Genomic DNA, 15,908 nt, shown 5'->3' with positions numbered 1-15,908 from the left:
AGCCGGCGGCGGCCGGCCCCGTCAGGGCGAAACGCGAAACGCAGGGCGGTCATCCCCATGTTGGATGACCGCCCTGCGGTGTGTGGGGGATGATGGGGCCATCAGCGCTCCGGCCGGGGGGAGGTCTCACAGGTGGCGTTCGAACCGTGGCAAGGGGGCCGGCCGGCCCGTCCGCCTCAGCAGATGCCCGCCATGCCCGCCATGCGCGCCGCGCACGCGGACCGGGAGCGGGCGGTCGATGTACTGAAGGCGGGGTTCGCCGAGGGGCGGCTCTCCCAGAGCGAGTACGAGGAGCGGGTGGCGCGCGCCTATCAGGCGCTGACCTACGCCGACCTGCAGTTACTGGTGGGGGACCTGCCGCAGGGGCCGGTACCGCAGCCGCCGGTGATGCTGCCGCAGCCGATGGTCCCGCCGACGTTCCTGCCGATGCCTCAGCCGCGGACCAACCCGTCCGCGACCGGCTCCATGATCTGCGGCCTGCTCACCCCGCTGACCTGGGGAGTGAGCGCGATCCCGGCGGTGATCCTGGGGCACAAGGCGCGGACGGAGATCCGCCGGAGCGGCGAGCGGGGCGACGGCATGGCGCTGACCGGCGTGGTGCTGGGCTGGCTGGCCATCGGGGGCTGGTGCCTGGTCATGCTGGTGACGCTGCTGGCACTGCTGCCGAAGACCTGACAGCGGGGCGGCGGTCACCGCGGTCGGTGGGGCATGCCGTGGGGCGCGGCCGGAACGGGGCCGGAGACCTTCTTCCGTCCGCGCGATCAGCCCACTACGGTGGCGGCAGCGCCGAAGGAGTCCGGCGTGTCCTACGCGTGTGCATTTGTTTTGACCGCAGCCCATGCGGTAGGTACGCTCTGACCTTGTGCCTGGGGTGTCCCTGGCCTGCCGTGCGCGCATCTCCCTCAGCCTTAGGGCGGGCGGTGCCGGTGCGCACGAAGCCGGGTCTCGACACCGTAATCCGCTGCTCCTCGTTCCAGCGAGGGTTCTGCGGTATTCGACACACCCGACCTCGTGGGTCGGCGAAGTTCCAGGTTAGCTTTACCGAGACTGGCACACAGAAACCGGAGAAACGGTGCCTACGATCCAGCAGCTGGTCCGCAAGGGCCGGCAGGACAAGGTCGAGAAGAACAAGACGCCCGCACTTGAGGGTTCTCCTCAGCGCCGCGGCGTCTGCACGCGTGTTTTCACCACCACCCCGAAGAAGCCGAACTCGGCCCTGCGTAAGGTCGCGCGTGTGCGTCTGACCAGCGGCATCGAGGTCACCGCTTACATTCCGGGTGAGGGCCACAACCTCCAGGAGCACTCGATCGTGCTCGTGCGTGGCGGTCGTGTGAAGGACCTGCCGGGTGTTCGGTACAAGATCATCCGCGGCTCCCTCGACACGCAGGGCGTCAAGAACCGCAAGCAGGCTCGCAGCCGCTACGGCGCCAAGAAGGAGAAGTAAGAATGCCTCGTAAGGGCCCCGCCCCGAAGCGCCCGGTCATCATCGACCCGGTCTACAACTCTCCTCTGGTGACCTCCCTCATCAACAAGGTGCTGCTGAACGGAAAGCGCTCCACCGCCGAGCGCATCGTTTACGGCGCCATGGAGGGCCTGCGTGAGAAGACCGGCAACGACCCGGTCATCACGCTGAAGCGCGCGCTGGAGAACATCAAGCCGACCCTCGAGGTCAAGTCCCGCCGTGTCGGTGGCGCGACCTACCAGGTTCCGGTCGAGGTCAAGCCGGGTCGCGCGTCGACCCTGGCGCTGCGCTGGCTCGTGGGTTACTCGCGCGCCCGCCGCGAGAAGACCATGACCGAGCGCCTCATGAACGAGCTGCTGGACGCCTCCAACGGCCTCGGCGCTTCGGTCAAGAAGCGCGAGGACACGCACAAGATGGCCGAGTCCAACAAGGCCTTCGCGCACTACCGCTGGTAGTCGCTACCCACATCGAGACCGAGAGAAGACGAAAGCCTTATGGCTACCACTTCACTTGACCTGGCCAAGGTCCGCAATATCGGGATCATGGCCCACATCGACGCGGGCAAGACGACGACCACCGAGCGGATCCTGTTCTACACCGGTGTTTCGTACAAGATCGGTGAGGTCCACGACGGCGCCGCCACGATGGACTGGATGGAGCAGGAGCAGGAGCGTGGCATCACGATCACCTCTGCTGCCACCACCTGTCACTGGCCGCTGGAAAACGTCGACCACACCATCAACATCATCGACACCCCGGGGCACGTCGACTTCACCGTTGAGGTGGAGCGCTCCCTGCGCGTGCTCGACGGTGCCGTGACGGTGTTCGACGGCGTTGCCGGCGTTGAGCCCCAGTCCGAGACGGTGTGGCGTCAGGCGGACCGCTACGGCGTGCCGCGTATCTGCTTCGTCAACAAGCTCGACCGCACCGGCGCCGAGTTCCACCGCTGCGTCGACATGATCGTGGACCGCCTCGGCGCGACCCCGATCGTCATGCAGCTGCCGATCGGCACCGAGGCGGACTTCAAGGGCGTCGTCGACCTCGTCAGCATGAAGGCCCTGGTCTGGTCGGCCGAGGCCGCCAAGGGCGAGATGTACGACACCGTCGACATCCCGGACACCCACATCGAGGCTGCCGAGGAATGGCGCGGCAAGCTCCTCGAGACGGTCGCCGAGAACGACGAAGAGCTGATGGAGCTGTACCTGGAGGGCCAGGAGCCCACCGTGGAGCAGCTGTACGCGGCGATCCGCCGCATCACCATCAACTCGGGCAAGGCGGAGAACAGCACCGTCACGCCCGTCTTCTGCGGTACCGCCTTCAAGAACAAGGGTGTCCAGCCGCTGCTGGACGCGGTCGTGCGCTACCTCCCGTCGCCGCTGGACGTCGAGGCCATCGAGGGCCACGCCGTCAACGACGCCGAGCAGATCATCAAGCGCAAGCCGTCCGAGGACGAGCCGCTCGCCGCTCTTGCCTTCAAGATCGCGAGCGACCCGCACCTGGGCAAGCTCACCTTCATCCGGGTCTACTCGGGTCGCCTGGAGTCCGGCACGCAGGTGCTGAACTCCGTCAAGGGCAAGAAGGAGCGCATCGGCAAGATCTACCGGATGCACGCGAACAAGCGTGAGGAGATCGAGTCGGTGGGTGCCGGTGACATCGTCGCCGTCATGGGTCTGAAGCAGACCACCACCGGTGAGACCCTCTGTGACTCCGCCAACCAGGTGATCCTGGAGTCGATGGAGTTCCCGGCCCCGGTCATCCAGGTCGCCATTGAGCCCAAGTCCAAGGGCGACCAGGAGAAGCTGGGTGTCGCCATCCAGCGCCTCGCCGAGGAGGACCCGAGCTTCCAGGTCCACACCGACGAGGAGACCGGCCAGACCATCATCGCGGGTATGGGCGAGCTGCACCTCGACGTGCTGGTCGACCGTATGAAGCGTGAGTTCCGGGTCGAGGCCAACGTCGGTAAGCCGCAGGTCGCGTACCGCGAGACGCTGCGCAAGACCGTCGAGAAGATCGACTACACGCACAAGAAGCAGACTGGTGGTTCCGGCCAGTTCGCGAAGGTGCAGATCTCGGTCGAGCCTCTCGAGGGCGATGGCTACGAGTTCGAGAACAAGGTCACGGGTGGCCGCATCCCGCGGGAGTACATCCCGTCCGTGGACGCCGGCTGCCAGGAGGCCATGGAGTTCGGTGTTCTCGCCGGCTACCCGCTGACCGGTGTGCGCGTCACGCTCCACGACGGTGCCTTCCACGAGGTCGACTCCTCCGAGATGGCGTTCAAGATCGCCGGTTCGATGGCCTTCAAGGAGGCCGCGCGCAAGGCTTCCCCGGCCCTGCTCGAGCCGATGATGAAGGTCGAGGTCACCACGCCCGAGGACTACATGGGCGACGTGATCGGCGACATCAACTCCCGCCGTGGACAGATCCAGTCCATGGAGGACCGCCACGGTGCCAAGCTCGTCACGGGCCTGGTTCCGCTCTCGGAGATGTTCGGCTACGTCGGAGACCTCCGCAGCAAGACGTCGGGTCGCGCGAGCTACTCGATGCAGTTCGACTCCTACGCCGAGGTTCCGCGGAACGTCGCCGAGGAGATCATCGCGAAGGCCAAGGGCGAGTAAGACCCGTCTCGTCAGAGTCGGACCCCGACACGCTTTAGGCTTGACACCGACCGGTGGGGCAAACCGCGTTTATCGCGTGGAACGCCCCGCCGGCCGGCACCCCAGCAAAGATCACCTGGCGCCGATGAGTAAGGCGTACAGAACCACTCCACAGGAGGACCCCAGTGGCGAAGGCGAAGTTCGAGCGGACTAAGCCGCACGTCAACATCGGCACCATCGGTCACATCGACCACGGTAAGACGACCCTTACCGCGGCGATCACCAAGGTGCTGCATGACGCGTTCCCGGACCTGAACGAGGCCTCGGCCTTCGACATGATCGACAAGGCGCCGGAAGAGCGCCAGCGTGGTATCACCATCTCCATCGCGCACGTCGAGTACCAGACGGAGAACCGTCACTACGCCCACGTTGACTGCCCCGGTCACGCGGACTACATCAAGAACATGATCACGGGTGCGGCGCAGATGGACGGCGCCATCCTCGTGGTCGCCGCCACCGACGGCCCGATGCCGCAGACCAAGGAGCACGTGCTCCTGGCCCGCCAGGTCGGCGTTCCCTACATCGTTGTCGCCCTGAACAAGGCCGACATGGTGGACGACGAGGAGATCCTGGAGCTCGTCGAGCTCGAGGTCCGTGAGCTCCTCTCCGAGTACGAGTTCCCGGGCGACGACGTCCCGGTCGTCAAGGTCTCGGCGCTGAAGGCGCTCGAGGGCGACGCCGAGTGGGGCAAGTCGGTCCTGGACCTGATGAAGGCCGTCGACGAGGCCATCCCGGCCCCGGAGCGCGACACCGACAAGCCGTTCCTGATGCCGATCGAGGACGTCTTCACCATCACCGGTCGCGGTACGGTCGTCACCGGCCGTATCGAGCGCGGTGTGCTGAAGGTCAACGAGAACGTCGACATCATCGGCATCAAGACCGAGAAGACCTCCACCACGGTCACCGGCATCGAGATGTTCCGGAAGCTGCTGGACGAGGGCCAGGCCGGTGAGAACGTCGGTCTGCTGCTTCGCGGTATCAAGCGCGAGGACGTCGAGCGCGGCCAGGTCATCATCAAGCCCGGTTCGGTCACCCCGCACACCGAGTTCGAGGCCCAGGCGTACATCCTGTCGAAGGACGAGGGTGGCCGTCACACCCCGTTCTTCAACAACTACCGCCCGCAGTTCTACTTCCGTACCACGGACGTGACCGGCGTCGTGACCCTCCCCGAGGGCACCGAGATGGTCATGCCGGGCGACAACACCTCCATGTCCGTCCAGCTGATCCAGCCGGTCGCCATGGAGGAGGGCCTGAAGTTCGCCATCCGTGAGGGTGGCCGGACCGTCGGCGCCGGCCAGGTCACCAAGATCGTCAAGTAAGACCTCTTACTGACGGTCGGGGAGACCCGGCGCTCCCAGGAGCACCGAGCCTCGGCTCATGAGCAGGGCCCGTACGACTTCGGTCGTACGGGCCCTGCTTGCTTTACGCCGCGCGTTCACGGGCTGTCGGGGGGCGCAACGTCGTCAGGAGGCGGCGGGCGGCCGGAAGGGACGCGCCGGTGTCCAGCGAGGCGACGGCGTCCACGGCTCCGTGGCGGACGTACAGCTCGCGGGTGCGGGCCTTGCGGTCGGTGACCAGGGTGCGGCCGCCGCCGTCGTCCGCGCAGGTGACGGACGGGCTCAGGGACGGGTCGCAGGCGGCGTCGTAGGGACGGCTGCCGTCCTTGGGGGCGTGGTTGATGCGCAGGACGATCGCCTCGCCCGTGGGCTCGGCGTAGCGGGTGACGAAGGCGGTCCGGTTGCTGAGTACCAGGGAGGGGCCGTCGTACCCCGGTGGGCGGTCGCCGACCAGGGTGAGGCGGGTGAGGGGGAGCGGCGGGGGAGGAGTGGGGTGCGCGATCGCCGCTTCGGTGGCGGCGGTGTCGGCGTACGCCAGCAGGGCGGCGGCGAGCCCCACGACCGCCGCGGCGGCCAGTGCCCCGATGCGGAGGGTGAGGCGGGGTACGAGGAGGGCGGCGGCGATGGCGTAGGGCGGGCCGGTGAGGAGCAGCAGCTGCCACGTCGTGGTGCCCGCCATGCCGTACGGCGTCATGAGCAGGTACCCGAACGCCGCCGCGCCGGCCGTGCCGAGGAGGAAGACGGCCGTGGACCAGAGCAGGTGGCCCCGCAGGGAGCCGCTCGCCCAGGGGACCAGGCGTCGGCCGCGGCGGCCCACGACGGCGAGCGCGGCCGTGCCCAGTAACGCCTCCACGGCCAGCGCGGCGGCGCCCAGCACGCCGACACCGCTGTCCCAGGCGGCCATCAGCACCGTGAACCCGAGAAGCATCGCCACGGACGCCCCGACGGCGGCAACGCCCAGAAGATGCCACGCGAGGAATGTCCCCCTGAATGTGCCCTTTTCCCGCCCCACGGCGGGGATCATGCCAGAGGGGAGGGAGACCCTCATCACCCTTTGCCGCGGTGGCGGCGGCGCTTAGCATGGCCGCGTCGGCGCGCACCTCGTCGGAGGGCGCGACCTTGTCTTCGCGGGAGTGACGGCATGCTGCGCACCATGTTCAAGTCCAAGATCCACCGGGCCACCGTGACGCAGGCCGATCTGCATTACGTGGGATCGGTGACGGTTGATGCCGAGTTGATGGACGCCGCCGATCTGCTGCCGGGCGAGCTGGTCCACATTGTCGACATCAGCAATGGGGCCCGGCTGGAGACGTACGTCATCGAGGGGGAGCAGGGATCCGGGGTCATCGGGATCAACGGGGCGGCCGCGCATCTTGTGCACCCCGGTGACCTGGTGATTCTCATCAGTTACGCGCAGGTGGACGATGCCGAGGCGCGGGTGATGAAGCCGAGCGTGGTGCATGTGGACGCGGCGAACCGGATCGTGGAGCTGGGGAGTGACGCCTCGGCTCCGGTGCCGGGGAGCGCGCAGGAGCGGAGTCCGCAGGCGGTCGTTCCGGCCGGCTGAAGATCAGCTGTCGGCGGACCCGGGGATTCGCACGGTGTGGCGTGGGGTACTCTCTCCCCTTCGGTTGGCCAGCTGTGTGCCCCATATGGCACACTAGCCAAGTTGCTCGGTTGAGTGCCGATGCTGCGCGCCTCCCGCCGGGAGGACTGGAAGCGAGTCCTAGGTATTCGTCGTCTCTTATCAGGGGCGGAAGTACGGGAATCTTCCGGGAAGCGTCAGCGGGGTGCCTCAGCCAGGCGCCCGGTGGGTGTCCATGACCCCACGTTCTCCTTCTCGAAGGATCTCCCCTGCGGAGATATGCGGGAAGGGATGCGACACGCCCGACCGCGTGGGTCGGCGAAGAGCGAGAGCGTGACGGATGTGGGCCGTGTCTCGGAAAGGCACAAGCACACCGGGTCCCAGAGCGTTACGAGACAAAGGACTACACAGTAGCCATGGCGGGACAGAAGATCCGCATCCGGCTCAAGGCCTACGACCACGAGGTCATCGACAGCTCGGCGAAGAAGATCGTCGAGACGGTGACCCGCACTGGTGCGTCGGTCGCGGGCCCGGTGCCGCTGCCCACTGAAAAGAACGTGTACTGCGTCATCAAGTCGCCGCACAAGTACAAGGACGCGCGCGAGCACTTCGAGATGCGGACGCACAAGCGCCTGATCGACATTCTCGACCCGACGCCGAAGACCGTTGACTCCCTGATGCGACTCGACCTGCCGGCCGGTGTCGACATCGAGATCAAGCTCTGAGGCGGGTGATCTGAGAATGGCTAAGCAGATCAAGGGCCTCCTGGGCGAGAAGCTCGGCATGACCCAGGTGTGGGACGAGAACAACCGCGTTGTTCCGGTCACCGTGGTCAAGGCCGGCCCCTGTGTCGTTACCCAGGTGCGCACCGCAGACCAGGACGGTTACGACTCCGTCCAGATCGCCTTCGGCGAGATCGACCCGCGCAAGGTGAACAAGCCCCTCAAGGGCCACTTCGCCAAGGCCGACGTCACCCCCCGTCGTCACCTCGTCGAGGTCCGTACCGCCGACGCCGGCGAGTACACCCTCGGCCAGGAGATCAATGCCGAGGTCTTCGACTCCGGCATCAAGGTGGACGTGACCGGCAAGACCAAGGGCAAGGGCACCGCCGGTGTCATGAAGCGTCACGGCTTCCACGGCGGCAAGGCTTCCCACGGTGCGCACCGCGTGCACCGTAAGCCGGGCTCCATCGGTGGCTGCGCCACCCCGGGCCGTGTCTTCAAGGGCATGCGCATGTCCGGCCGTATGGGCAACGAGCGGGTCACCACCCAGAACCTGACCGTCCACGCCGTTGACGCGGAGAAGGGACTGCTGCTCATCAAGGGCGCCGTCCCCGGTCCGAACGGCGGCCTCGTCCTGGTCCGTACCGCGGCCAAGGGGGCCTGAGGTAACCGATGAGCACCATTGACATCCTTTCGCCGGCAGGCGACAAGGCCGGGACCGTCGAGCTCCCCGCGGAGATCTTCGACGCGAAGGTCAGCGTTCCGCTGATCCACCAGGTCGTCGTCGCACAGCTGGCCGCTGCCCGTCAGGGCACGCACAAGACCAAGACCCGTGGCGAGGTCCGCGGCGGTGGCAAGAAGCCGTACCGCCAGAAGGGCACCGGCCGCGCGCGTCAGGGTTCGACCCGTGCGCCGCAGTTCGCCGGCGGTGGCGTCGTCCACGGCCCCGTGCCGCGTGACTACTCGCAGCGGACCCCGAAGAAGATGAAGGCCGCCGCCCTGCGCGGTGCCCTCACCGACCGGGCCCGCAACTCCCGTGTCCACGTCGTTTCCGGCGTGGTCGAGGGCGCGATCTCCACGAAGGCCGCCAAGGCTCTTCTCGGCAAGATCAGCGAGCGCAAGAACGTGCTCCTGGTCGCCGAGCGCAGCGACGAGGCCGCGTGGCTGTCCGCCCGCAACCTGCCCCAGGTTCACATCCTGGAGCCGGGCCAGCTGAACACGTACGACGTGCTCGTCTCGGACGACGTGGTCTTCACCCAGACCGCTTTCGAGTCCTTCGTGTCTGGCCCCAAGGCCGTTGAGACCGAAGGGAGCGACGCCTGATGAGTGAGGCCGTCGTCACCAGCAAGACCTTCACGGACCACCGTGACGTGCTGAAGAAGCCCGTCGTGTCCGAGAAGAGCTACGCGCTGCTGGACGAGAACAAGTACACGTTCATCGTCGACCCGCGTGCCAACAAGACCCAGATCAAGCAGGCCGTCGAGGCGGTCTTCTCGGTCAAGGTCACCGGGGTGAACACGATCAACCGGCAGGGCAAGCGCAAGCGCACCCGCACCGGTTTCGGCAAGCGCGCTGACACCAAGCGCGCCATCGTGACCCTCGCCGAGGGCGACCGCATCGACATCTTCGGCGGTCCGACCGCCTAACGGCGGTCTGGATCGTCCGGAATCGGACGAGGACTGAGAAATGGGTATCCGCAAGTACAAGCCGACGACCCCGGGCCGTCGTGGCTCCAGCGTCGCCGACTTTGTCGAGATCACGCGGTCCACGCCGGAGAAGTCGCTGGTTCGCCCGCTGCACAGCAAGGGCGGCCGTAACAACGCCGGTCGTGTGACCGTTCGCCACCAGGGCGGTGGCCACAAGCGCGCCTACCGCGTGATCGACTTCCGTCGTCACGACAAGGACGGCGTGCCGGCCAAGGTCGCGCACATCGAGTACGACCCGAACCGCACCGCGCGCATCGCGCTCCTGCACTACGCGGACGGCGAGAAGCGCTACATCATCGCCCCCCGCGGCCTGTCGCAGGGTGACCGGATTGAGAACGGCCCCGGTGCCGACATCAAGCCCGGCAACAACCTGGCGCTGCGCAACATCCCGGTCGGTACGACCATCCACGCCATCGAGCTGCGGCCCGGCGGCGGCGCGAAGTTCGCCCGTTCCGCGGGTGCCTCCGTGCAGCTGCTGGCGAAGGAGGGCACCATGGCCCACCTTCGTATGCCGTCGGGTGAGATCCGCCTGGTCGACGTCCGCTGCCGCGCCACTGTCGGCGAGGTCGGCAACGCCGAGCAGTCGAACATCAACTGGGGCAAGGCCGGCCGCATGCGCTGGAAGGGCGTCCGCCCGACCGTGCGTGGTGTCGTGATGAACCCCGTCGACCACCCGCACGGTGGTGGTGAGGGCAAGACCTCCGGTGGTCGCCACCCGGTCTCGCCGTGGGGTCAGAAGGAGGGTCGTACGCGTTCGCCTAAGAAGGCTTCGAACAAGTACATCGTCCGCCGCCGCAAGACGAACAAGAAGCGCTAGGAGCGGGTTTAGATGCCGCGCAGTCTCAAGAAGGGGCCCTTCGTCGACGACCACCTGATCAAGAAGGTGGATGTCCAGAACGAAGCCGGCACCAAGAACGTCATCAAGACCTGGTCCCGTCGCTCCATGATCGTGCCGGCCATGCTCGGCCACACGCTGGCGGTGCACAACGGCAAGACCCACGTCCCGGTGTTCGTCACCGAGTCGATGGTCGGCCACAAGCTCGGCGAGTTTGCGCCGACCCGCACCTTCCGAGGCCACGAGAAGGACGACCGCAAGTCGCGTCGTCGCTGATCAGCGGAAGAGCGAAGACTATGACTGACACCGAAGGGACAACCATGGAAGCCAGGGCCCAGGCGCGCTACGTGCGTGTCACGCCCATGAAGGCCCGCCGCGTGGTGGACCTTGTCCGTGGCATGGATGCCACGGAGGCTCAGGCGGTCCTGCGTTTCGCCCCGCAGGCCGCGAGCGTGCCGGTGGGCAAGGTGCTGGACAGCGCCATTGCCAACGCCGCGCACAACTACGACCACACGGACGCCTCTCAGCTGTTCATCAGCGAGGCGTACGTCGACGAGGGCCCGACCCTGAAGCGGTTCCGTCCGCGCGCTCAGGGCCGTGCCTACCGGATCCGCAAGCGGACCAGCCACATCACCGTGGTCGTCAGCAGCAAGGAAGGAACCCGGTAATGGGCCAGAAGGTAAACCCGCACGGGTTCCGGCTCGGCATCACCACCGACTTCAAGTCGCGCTGGTACGCCGACAAGCTGTACAAGGACTACGTCAAGGAAGACGTCGCCATTCGTCGCATGATGACGAAGGGCATGGAGCGCGCCGGTATCTCCAAGGTGGAGATCGAGCGCACCCGTGAGCGCGTCCGCGTTGACATCCACACCGCCCGTCCGGGCATCGTCATCGGCCGCCGCGGCGCCGAGGCCGACCGCATCCGCGGTGAGCTGGAGAAGCTCACCGGCAAGCAGGTCCAGCTGAACATCCTCGAGGTCAAGAACCCCGAGACGGATGCCCAGCTGGTCGCGCAGGCCGTCGCGGAGCAGCTGTCCTCGCGCGTCTCCTTCCGTCGCGCCATGCGTAAGAGCATGCAGTCGACGATGAAGGCCGGCGCCAAGGGCATCAAGATCCAGTGCGGCGGTCGTCTCGGCGGCGCCGAGATGTCCCGCTCGGAGTTCTACCGCGAGGGCCGCGTGCCCCTGCACACGCTCCGTGCGAACGTCGACTACGGCTTCTTCGAGGCCCGCACGACCTTCGGCCGCATCGGCGTGAAGGTCTGGATCTACAAGGGCGACGTCAAGAACATCGCCGAGGTTCGCGCCGAGAACGCCGCTGCCCGTGCGGGTAACCGCCCGGCCCGCGGTGGCAACGACCGCCCGCGCCGTGGTGGCGAGCGTGGCGGCCGCGGCCGCAAGCCGCAGCAGCAGAACGCCGCTGCCGAGGCCCCCAAGGCCGAGGCCGCTGCCGCTGCTCCGGCTGAGAGCACCGGACAGGAGGCCTGACCGACATGCTGATCCCTCGCAGGGTCAAGCACCGCAAGCAGCACCACCCGAAGCGCAACGGCATGGCCAAGGGTGGCACCGAGCTGGCCTTCGGTGAGTACGGCATCCAGGCCGTCACCCCGGCTTACGTGACGAACCGGCAGATCGAGTCCGCTCGTATCGCCATGACCCGTCACATCAAGCGTGGCGGCAAGGTCTGGATCAACATTTACCCGGACCGCCCGCTGACGAAGAAGCCGGCCGAGACCCGCATGGGTTCCGGTAAGGGTTCTCCGGAGTGGTGGGTCGCGAACGTCAAGCCCGGTCGGGTGATGTTCGAGCTGTCCTTCCCGAACGAAAAGGTTGCGAAGGAGGCGCTGACCCGCGCCGCCCACAAGCTTCCGATGAAGTGCCGCATCGTGCGGCGCGAGGCAGGTGAGTCGTGATGGCGGCCGGTACCAAGGCGACCGAGCTGCGCGAGCTGAACAACGAGGACCTCGTTGCCAAGCTTCGTGAGGCCAAGGAGGAGCTGTTCAACCTCCGCTTCCAGGCGGCGACCGGACAGCTCGAAAACCACGGCCGGCTGAAGGCCGTCCGCAAGGACATCGCCCGGATCTACACCCTGATGCGGGAGCGCGAGCTCGGCATCGAGACGGTGGAGAGCGCCTGATGAGCGAGACGAATGTGACTGAGAAGAACGAGCGCGGCTTCCGCAAGACCCGTGAGGGTCTGGTCGTCAGCGACAAGATGGACAAGACCGTCGTCGTCGCCGTCGAGGACCGCGTCAAGCACGCGCTGTACGGCAAGGTCATCCGTCGTACGAACAAGCTCAAGGCGCACGACGAGCAGAACGCCGCGGGCGTGGGCGACCGTGTCCTCCTCATGGAGACCCGGCCGACCTCCGCGACGAAGCGCTGGCGCGTCGTCGAGATCCTCGAGAAGGCCAAGTAATTCCCGTTAGGGAATTGCGGCAAGCACATCCCCCCGAGGGGGATTCCCTCGGAAAAGTTCCGCCAGGCTCGGCAGGGGTTTCACGTGAAACCCCTGCCGGGAACCGGCAGACGATCAGGAGATAGACGTGATCCAGCAGGAGTCTCGGCTGCGCGTCGCCGACAACACGGGTGCGAAGGAAATTCTCACCATCCGTGTTCTCGGTGGCTCGGGCCGACGCTACGCGGGCATCGGTGACGTCATCGTCGCCACCGTGAAGGATGCGATCCCCGGTGGCAACGTGAAGAAGGGTGACGTCGTCAAGGCGGTCATCGTGCGCACCGTGAAGGAGCGCCGCCGTCCCGACGGTTCGTACATCCGCTTCGACGAGAACGCGGCCGTCATCCTCAAGAACGATGGCGACCCCCGCGGCACCCGTATCTTCGGCCCCGTGGGCCGTGAGCTGCGCGAGAAGAAGTTCATGAAGATCATCTCGCTCGCGCCGGAGGTGCTGTAACCGATGAAGATCAAGAAGGGCGACCTGGTCCAGGTCATCACCGGTAAGGACAAGGGCAAGCAGGGCAAGGTCATCGCGGCCTTCCCCCGCGAGGACCGTGTCCTGGTCGAGGGTGTCAACCGGGTCAAGAAGCACACCAAGGCCGGCCAGACCGCTCGTGGTTCGAAGACCGGCGGCATCGTGACGACCGAGGCCCCGATCCACGTGAGCAACGTTCAGCTCGTGGTGGAGAAGGACGGCAACAAGGTCGTCACCCGCGTCGGGTACCGCTTCGACGACGAGGGCAACAAGATCCGCGTTGCCAAGCGGACCGGTGAGGACATCTGATGACTGCCACCACCAACGCACCGCGCCTCAAGCAGCGCTACCGCGAAGAGATCGCCGGGAAGCTGAAGGACGAGTTCTCGTACGAGAACGTCATGCAGATCCCCGGCCTGACCAAGATCGTGGTCAACATGGGTGTGGGCGACGCCGCCCGCGACTCCAAGCTGATCGAGGGCGCCATCCGCGACCTCACCACGATCACCGGCCAGAAGCCGGCCGTGACCAAGGCCCGCAAGTCCATCGCGCAGTTCAAGCTGCGTGAGGGCCAGCCGATCGGTGCCCACGTCACCCTCCGCGGTGACCGCATGTGGGAGTTCCTGGACCGCCTGCTGTCGCTCGCGCTGCCGCGCATCCGCGACTTCCGTGGTCTGTCGCCGAAGCAGTTCGACGGCCGGGGCAACTACACCTTCGGTCTCACGGAGCAGGTCATGTTCCACGAGATCGACCAGGACAAGATCGACCGTACCCGGGGTATGGACATCACCGTGGTCACCACGGCGACCAACGACGACGAGGGCCGTGCCCTCCTCCGTCACCTCGGCTTCCCGTTCAAGGAGGCGTGAGCGAGATGGCGAAGAAGGCTCTCATCGCGAAGGCTGCCCGCAAGCCCAAGTTCGGCGTGCGCGCGTACACCCGCTGCCAGCGCTGCGGTCGTCCGCACTCCGTCTACCGCAAGTTCGGCCTGTGCCGCGTGTGCCTTCGTGAGATGGCTCACCGTGGCGAGCTGCCGGGCGTGACCAAGAGCTCCTGGTAAGTCCCCACTTGGGATTTACCGGAGGCTCTCGGTAAGCATTCGGATGGCGTGGTGTCCCACCCCTATCACCTAGAGTGGAAGGGTTGGGCGCCCGCCGCCCGAGACCGACCGCGGACCTCGTGTCCGCTCAAAGTCGCTTACTACGCCGTAGGTCCCCGTGCCGCACCCGTCCCGCCCGTGAGTGGGGAGAGGGATGGCGCATATAGGAAACCCCGGCGAGAGAGGCCGAAGGCCAATTCATGACCATGACTGACCCCATCGCAGACATGCTGACCCGTCTGCGTAACGCGAACTCGGCATACCACGACACCGTGTCGATGCCGCACAGCAAGATCAAGTCGCACATCGCGGAAATCCTCCAGCAGGAGGGTTACATCACCGGCTGGAAGGTCGAGGACGCCGAGGTCGGCAAGAACCTCGTTCTCGAGCTGAAGTTCGGTCCGAACCGCGAGCGCTCGATCGCCGGCATCAAGCGGATTTCGAAGCCGGGCCTGCGGGTCTACGCAAAGTCCACCAACCTGCCGAAGGTCCTCGGCGGCCTGGGCGTGGCGATCATCTCCACGTCCCACGGTCTCCTGACCGGTCAGCAGGCCAGCAAGAAGGGTGTAGGCGGAGAAGTTCTCGCCTACGTCTGGTAACCAGGGAACGGAGGAATAGCTAATGTCGCGTATTGGCAAGCTGCCCATCCAGGTTCCCGCTGGTGTGGACGTCACCATCGATGGCCGGACGGTCTCCGTGAAGGGCCCCAAGGGTTCCCTTCAGCACACGGTCGCCGCGCCCATCGAGGTCGCCAAGGGTGAGGACGGCGCCATCGCCGTCACCCGCCCGAACGACGAGCGTCAGAACAAGGCCCTACACGGCCTGTCCCGCACGCTGGTGGCGAACATGATCACCGGCGTGACCCAGGGCTACAGCAAGGCGCTCGAGATCAGCGGTGTGGGTTACCGCGTCCAGGCGAAGGGCTCCAACCTGGAGTTCTCGCTGGGCTACAGCCACCCGATCCTGATCGAGGCCCCCGAGGGCATCTCGTTCAAGGTCGAGTCCCCGACCAAGCTCAGCGTCGAGGGCATCGACAAGCAGAAGGTCGGCGAGGTCGCCGCGAACATCCGCAAGCTGCGTAAGCCCGACCCGTACAAGGCCAAGGGCGTCAAGTACGCCGGCGAGGTCATCCGCCGCAAGGTCGGAAAGGCTGGTAAGTAAGCCATGGCATACGGTGTGAAGATCGCGAAGGGCGACGCCTACAAGCGCGCCGCCGCTAAGCGTCGCCACATCCGCATCCGTAAGCGGATTTCGGGTACCCAGGAGCGCCCGCGTCTCGTCGTGACGCGTTCCAACCGTGGCATCACCGCCCAGGTCATCGACGACATCAAGGGCCACACGCTGGCCTCTGCGTCGACCCTGGACGCGTCGATCCGCGGTGGCGAGGGCGACAAGAGCGCGCAGGCCAAGCAGGTCGGCGCCCTGGTCGCCGAGCGTGCCAAGGCCGCCGGTGTCGAGGCCGTCGTGTTCGACCGTGGTGGCAAGCAGTACGCCGGGCGGATTGCCGCTCTGGCCGACGCCGCCCGCGAAGCCGGGCTGAAGTTCTGAGCCCCGGTTCCGTAGCTAGCGGACAAA

The 15,908-nt window shown here is 66.5% G+C and carries 25 protein-coding genes; 24 read left to right on the top strand and 1 reads right to left on the bottom strand.

The features are described 5' to 3' along the window. Positions 1–201: 201 nt before the first annotated feature. From ACIGXO_RS19685 to tuf, 5 genes are all read left to right on the top strand, one after another. The gene (locus ACIGXO_RS19685; RefSeq protein WP_399788504.1) at positions 202–675 is read left to right on the top strand and encodes a DUF1707 and DUF4190 domain-containing protein; all 474 of its coding nucleotides are present in this window, start codon (positions 202–204) and stop codon (positions 673–675) included. Between the two features lie 397 nt (positions 676–1,072). After that, entirely contained in the window at positions 1,073–1,444 is a 372-nt protein-coding gene (gene rpsL, locus ACIGXO_RS19680) for a 30S ribosomal protein S12 (RefSeq protein WP_003948652.1), read from the top strand. A 2-nt stretch (positions 1,445–1,446) separates the two neighbouring features. Continuing rightward, the gene (rpsG, locus tag ACIGXO_RS19675) at positions 1,447–1,917 is read left to right on the top strand and encodes a 30S ribosomal protein S7 (protein ID WP_030262788.1); all 471 of its coding nucleotides are present in this window, start codon (positions 1,447–1,449) and stop codon (positions 1,915–1,917) included. Positions 1,918–1,956: 39 nt separating this feature from the next. After that, a complete protein-coding gene (gene fusA, locus ACIGXO_RS19670; protein ID WP_399788049.1) occupies positions 1,957–4,077 on the top strand; it encodes an elongation factor G in 2,121 nt (706 codons plus the stop codon). Positions 4,078–4,241: 164 nt separating this feature from the next. After that, positions 4,242–5,435, top strand: a complete 1,194-nt coding sequence (tuf, locus tag ACIGXO_RS19665; protein ID WP_052864773.1) for an elongation factor Tu — start codon at positions 4,242–4,244, stop codon at positions 5,433–5,435. 103 nt (positions 5,436–5,538) lie between these two features. Here tuf and ACIGXO_RS19660 read toward each other — a convergent pair whose 3' ends face one another. Next, positions 5,539–6,387 (bottom strand): hypothetical protein, encoded by an 849-nt coding sequence (locus ACIGXO_RS19660; protein ID WP_399788044.1) that lies wholly within the window; start codon positions 6,385–6,387, stop codon positions 5,539–5,541. A 207-nt stretch (positions 6,388–6,594) separates the two neighbouring features. Between ACIGXO_RS19660 and panD the strand changes: the two genes are divergently transcribed. From panD to rplR, 19 genes are all read left to right on the top strand, one after another. Next, positions 6,595–7,020 (top strand): aspartate 1-decarboxylase, encoded by a 426-nt coding sequence (gene panD, locus ACIGXO_RS19655; protein WP_399788041.1) that lies wholly within the window; start codon positions 6,595–6,597, stop codon positions 7,018–7,020. Positions 7,021–7,454: 434 nt separating this feature from the next. Further along, entirely contained in the window at positions 7,455–7,763 is a 309-nt protein-coding gene (rpsJ, locus tag ACIGXO_RS19650) for a 30S ribosomal protein S10 (RefSeq protein WP_014054162.1), read from the top strand. A gap of 16 nt (positions 7,764–7,779) precedes the next feature. Beyond that, on the top strand, positions 7,780–8,424 hold the full coding sequence (gene rplC / locus ACIGXO_RS19645; RefSeq protein ID WP_223735305.1) for a 50S ribosomal protein L3: 645 nt from the start codon (positions 7,780–7,782) through the stop codon (positions 8,422–8,424). A gap of 8 nt (positions 8,425–8,432) precedes the next feature. After that, positions 8,433–9,083 (top strand): 50S ribosomal protein L4, encoded by a 651-nt coding sequence (rplD, locus tag ACIGXO_RS19640; RefSeq protein ID WP_399788036.1) that lies wholly within the window; start codon positions 8,433–8,435, stop codon positions 9,081–9,083. Continuing rightward, positions 9,083–9,406 carry a 50S ribosomal protein L23 gene (gene rplW / locus ACIGXO_RS19635; RefSeq protein ID WP_030262807.1) on the top strand — a complete coding sequence of 108 codons (324 nt, stop codon included), beginning with the start codon at positions 9,083–9,085 and terminating at the stop codon, positions 9,404–9,406. Before rplD ends, rplW begins: the two co-directional genes overlap by 1 nt. A 40-nt stretch (positions 9,407–9,446) precedes the next feature. After that, positions 9,447–10,283: a 50S ribosomal protein L2 gene (gene rplB, locus ACIGXO_RS19630; protein ID WP_030262808.1), complete on the top strand. Its 837-nt coding sequence runs from the start codon at positions 9,447–9,449 to the stop codon at positions 10,281–10,283. 12 nt (positions 10,284–10,295) lie between these two features. Beyond that, positions 10,296–10,577, top strand: coding sequence for a 30S ribosomal protein S19 (gene rpsS / locus ACIGXO_RS19625; RefSeq protein ID WP_030262810.1), 282 nt, complete (start codon positions 10,296–10,298; stop codon positions 10,575–10,577). Positions 10,578–10,621: 44 nt separating this feature from the next. Then, positions 10,622–10,969 carry a 50S ribosomal protein L22 gene (gene rplV, locus ACIGXO_RS19620; protein ID WP_037772835.1) on the top strand — a complete coding sequence of 116 codons (348 nt, stop codon included), beginning with the start codon at positions 10,622–10,624 and terminating at the stop codon, positions 10,967–10,969. Then, a complete protein-coding gene (gene rpsC / locus ACIGXO_RS19615) occupies positions 10,969–11,790 on the top strand; it encodes a 30S ribosomal protein S3 (protein WP_030262814.1) in 822 nt (273 codons plus the stop codon). The genes rplV and rpsC overlap by 1 nt, the downstream gene beginning before the upstream one ends. Before the next feature lie 5 nt (positions 11,791–11,795). Beyond that, positions 11,796–12,215 (top strand): 50S ribosomal protein L16, encoded by a 420-nt coding sequence (gene rplP, locus ACIGXO_RS19610; protein WP_004571829.1) that lies wholly within the window; start codon positions 11,796–11,798, stop codon positions 12,213–12,215. Beyond that, complete coding sequence (gene rpmC / locus ACIGXO_RS19605) at positions 12,215–12,439, top strand: 50S ribosomal protein L29 (protein WP_004950453.1); 225 nt, start codon at positions 12,215–12,217, stop codon at positions 12,437–12,439. Before rplP ends, rpmC begins: the two co-directional genes overlap by 1 nt. Then, positions 12,439–12,720: a 30S ribosomal protein S17 gene (gene rpsQ, locus ACIGXO_RS19600; RefSeq protein ID WP_030262818.1), complete on the top strand. Its 282-nt coding sequence runs from the start codon at positions 12,439–12,441 to the stop codon at positions 12,718–12,720. Before rpmC ends, rpsQ begins: the two co-directional genes overlap by 1 nt. Positions 12,721–12,847: 127 nt before the next feature. Then, positions 12,848–13,216 carry a 50S ribosomal protein L14 gene (rplN, locus tag ACIGXO_RS19595; RefSeq protein WP_003974257.1) on the top strand — a complete coding sequence of 123 codons (369 nt, stop codon included), beginning with the start codon at positions 12,848–12,850 and terminating at the stop codon, positions 13,214–13,216. Between the two features lie 3 nt (positions 13,217–13,219). After that, the gene (gene rplX, locus ACIGXO_RS19590; protein WP_014054173.1) at positions 13,220–13,543 is read left to right on the top strand and encodes a 50S ribosomal protein L24; all 324 of its coding nucleotides are present in this window, start codon (positions 13,220–13,222) and stop codon (positions 13,541–13,543) included. Next, the gene (gene rplE / locus ACIGXO_RS19585) at positions 13,543–14,103 is read left to right on the top strand and encodes a 50S ribosomal protein L5 (RefSeq protein ID WP_030262823.1); all 561 of its coding nucleotides are present in this window, start codon (positions 13,543–13,545) and stop codon (positions 14,101–14,103) included. The genes rplX and rplE overlap by 1 nt, the downstream gene beginning before the upstream one ends. A 5-nt stretch (positions 14,104–14,108) precedes the next feature. Further along, positions 14,109–14,294: a type Z 30S ribosomal protein S14 gene (locus tag ACIGXO_RS19580; protein WP_003956452.1), complete on the top strand. Its 186-nt coding sequence runs from the start codon at positions 14,109–14,111 to the stop codon at positions 14,292–14,294. A 239-nt stretch (positions 14,295–14,533) separates the two neighbouring features. After that, positions 14,534–14,932, top strand: a complete 399-nt coding sequence (gene rpsH, locus ACIGXO_RS19575) for a 30S ribosomal protein S8 (protein WP_030262826.1) — start codon at positions 14,534–14,536, stop codon at positions 14,930–14,932. Positions 14,933–14,954: 22 nt separating this feature from the next. Beyond that, on the top strand, positions 14,955–15,494 hold the full coding sequence (gene rplF / locus ACIGXO_RS19570) for a 50S ribosomal protein L6 (protein ID WP_031050954.1): 540 nt from the start codon (positions 14,955–14,957) through the stop codon (positions 15,492–15,494). A gap of 3 nt (positions 15,495–15,497) precedes the next feature. Then, entirely contained in the window at positions 15,498–15,881 is a 384-nt protein-coding gene (rplR, locus tag ACIGXO_RS19565) for a 50S ribosomal protein L18 (protein ID WP_399788027.1), read from the top strand. Positions 15,882–15,908: the final 27 nt, after the last annotated feature.

The sequence above is a fragment of the Streptomyces sp. NPDC053542 genome, assembly GCF_044544685.1.
Lineage (GTDB): Bacteria > Actinomycetota > Actinomycetes > Streptomycetales > Streptomycetaceae > Streptomyces.
The sequence above is the reverse complement of the archived record's forward strand: the minus strand, read 5'-3'. Positions and strand labels throughout refer to the sequence as shown.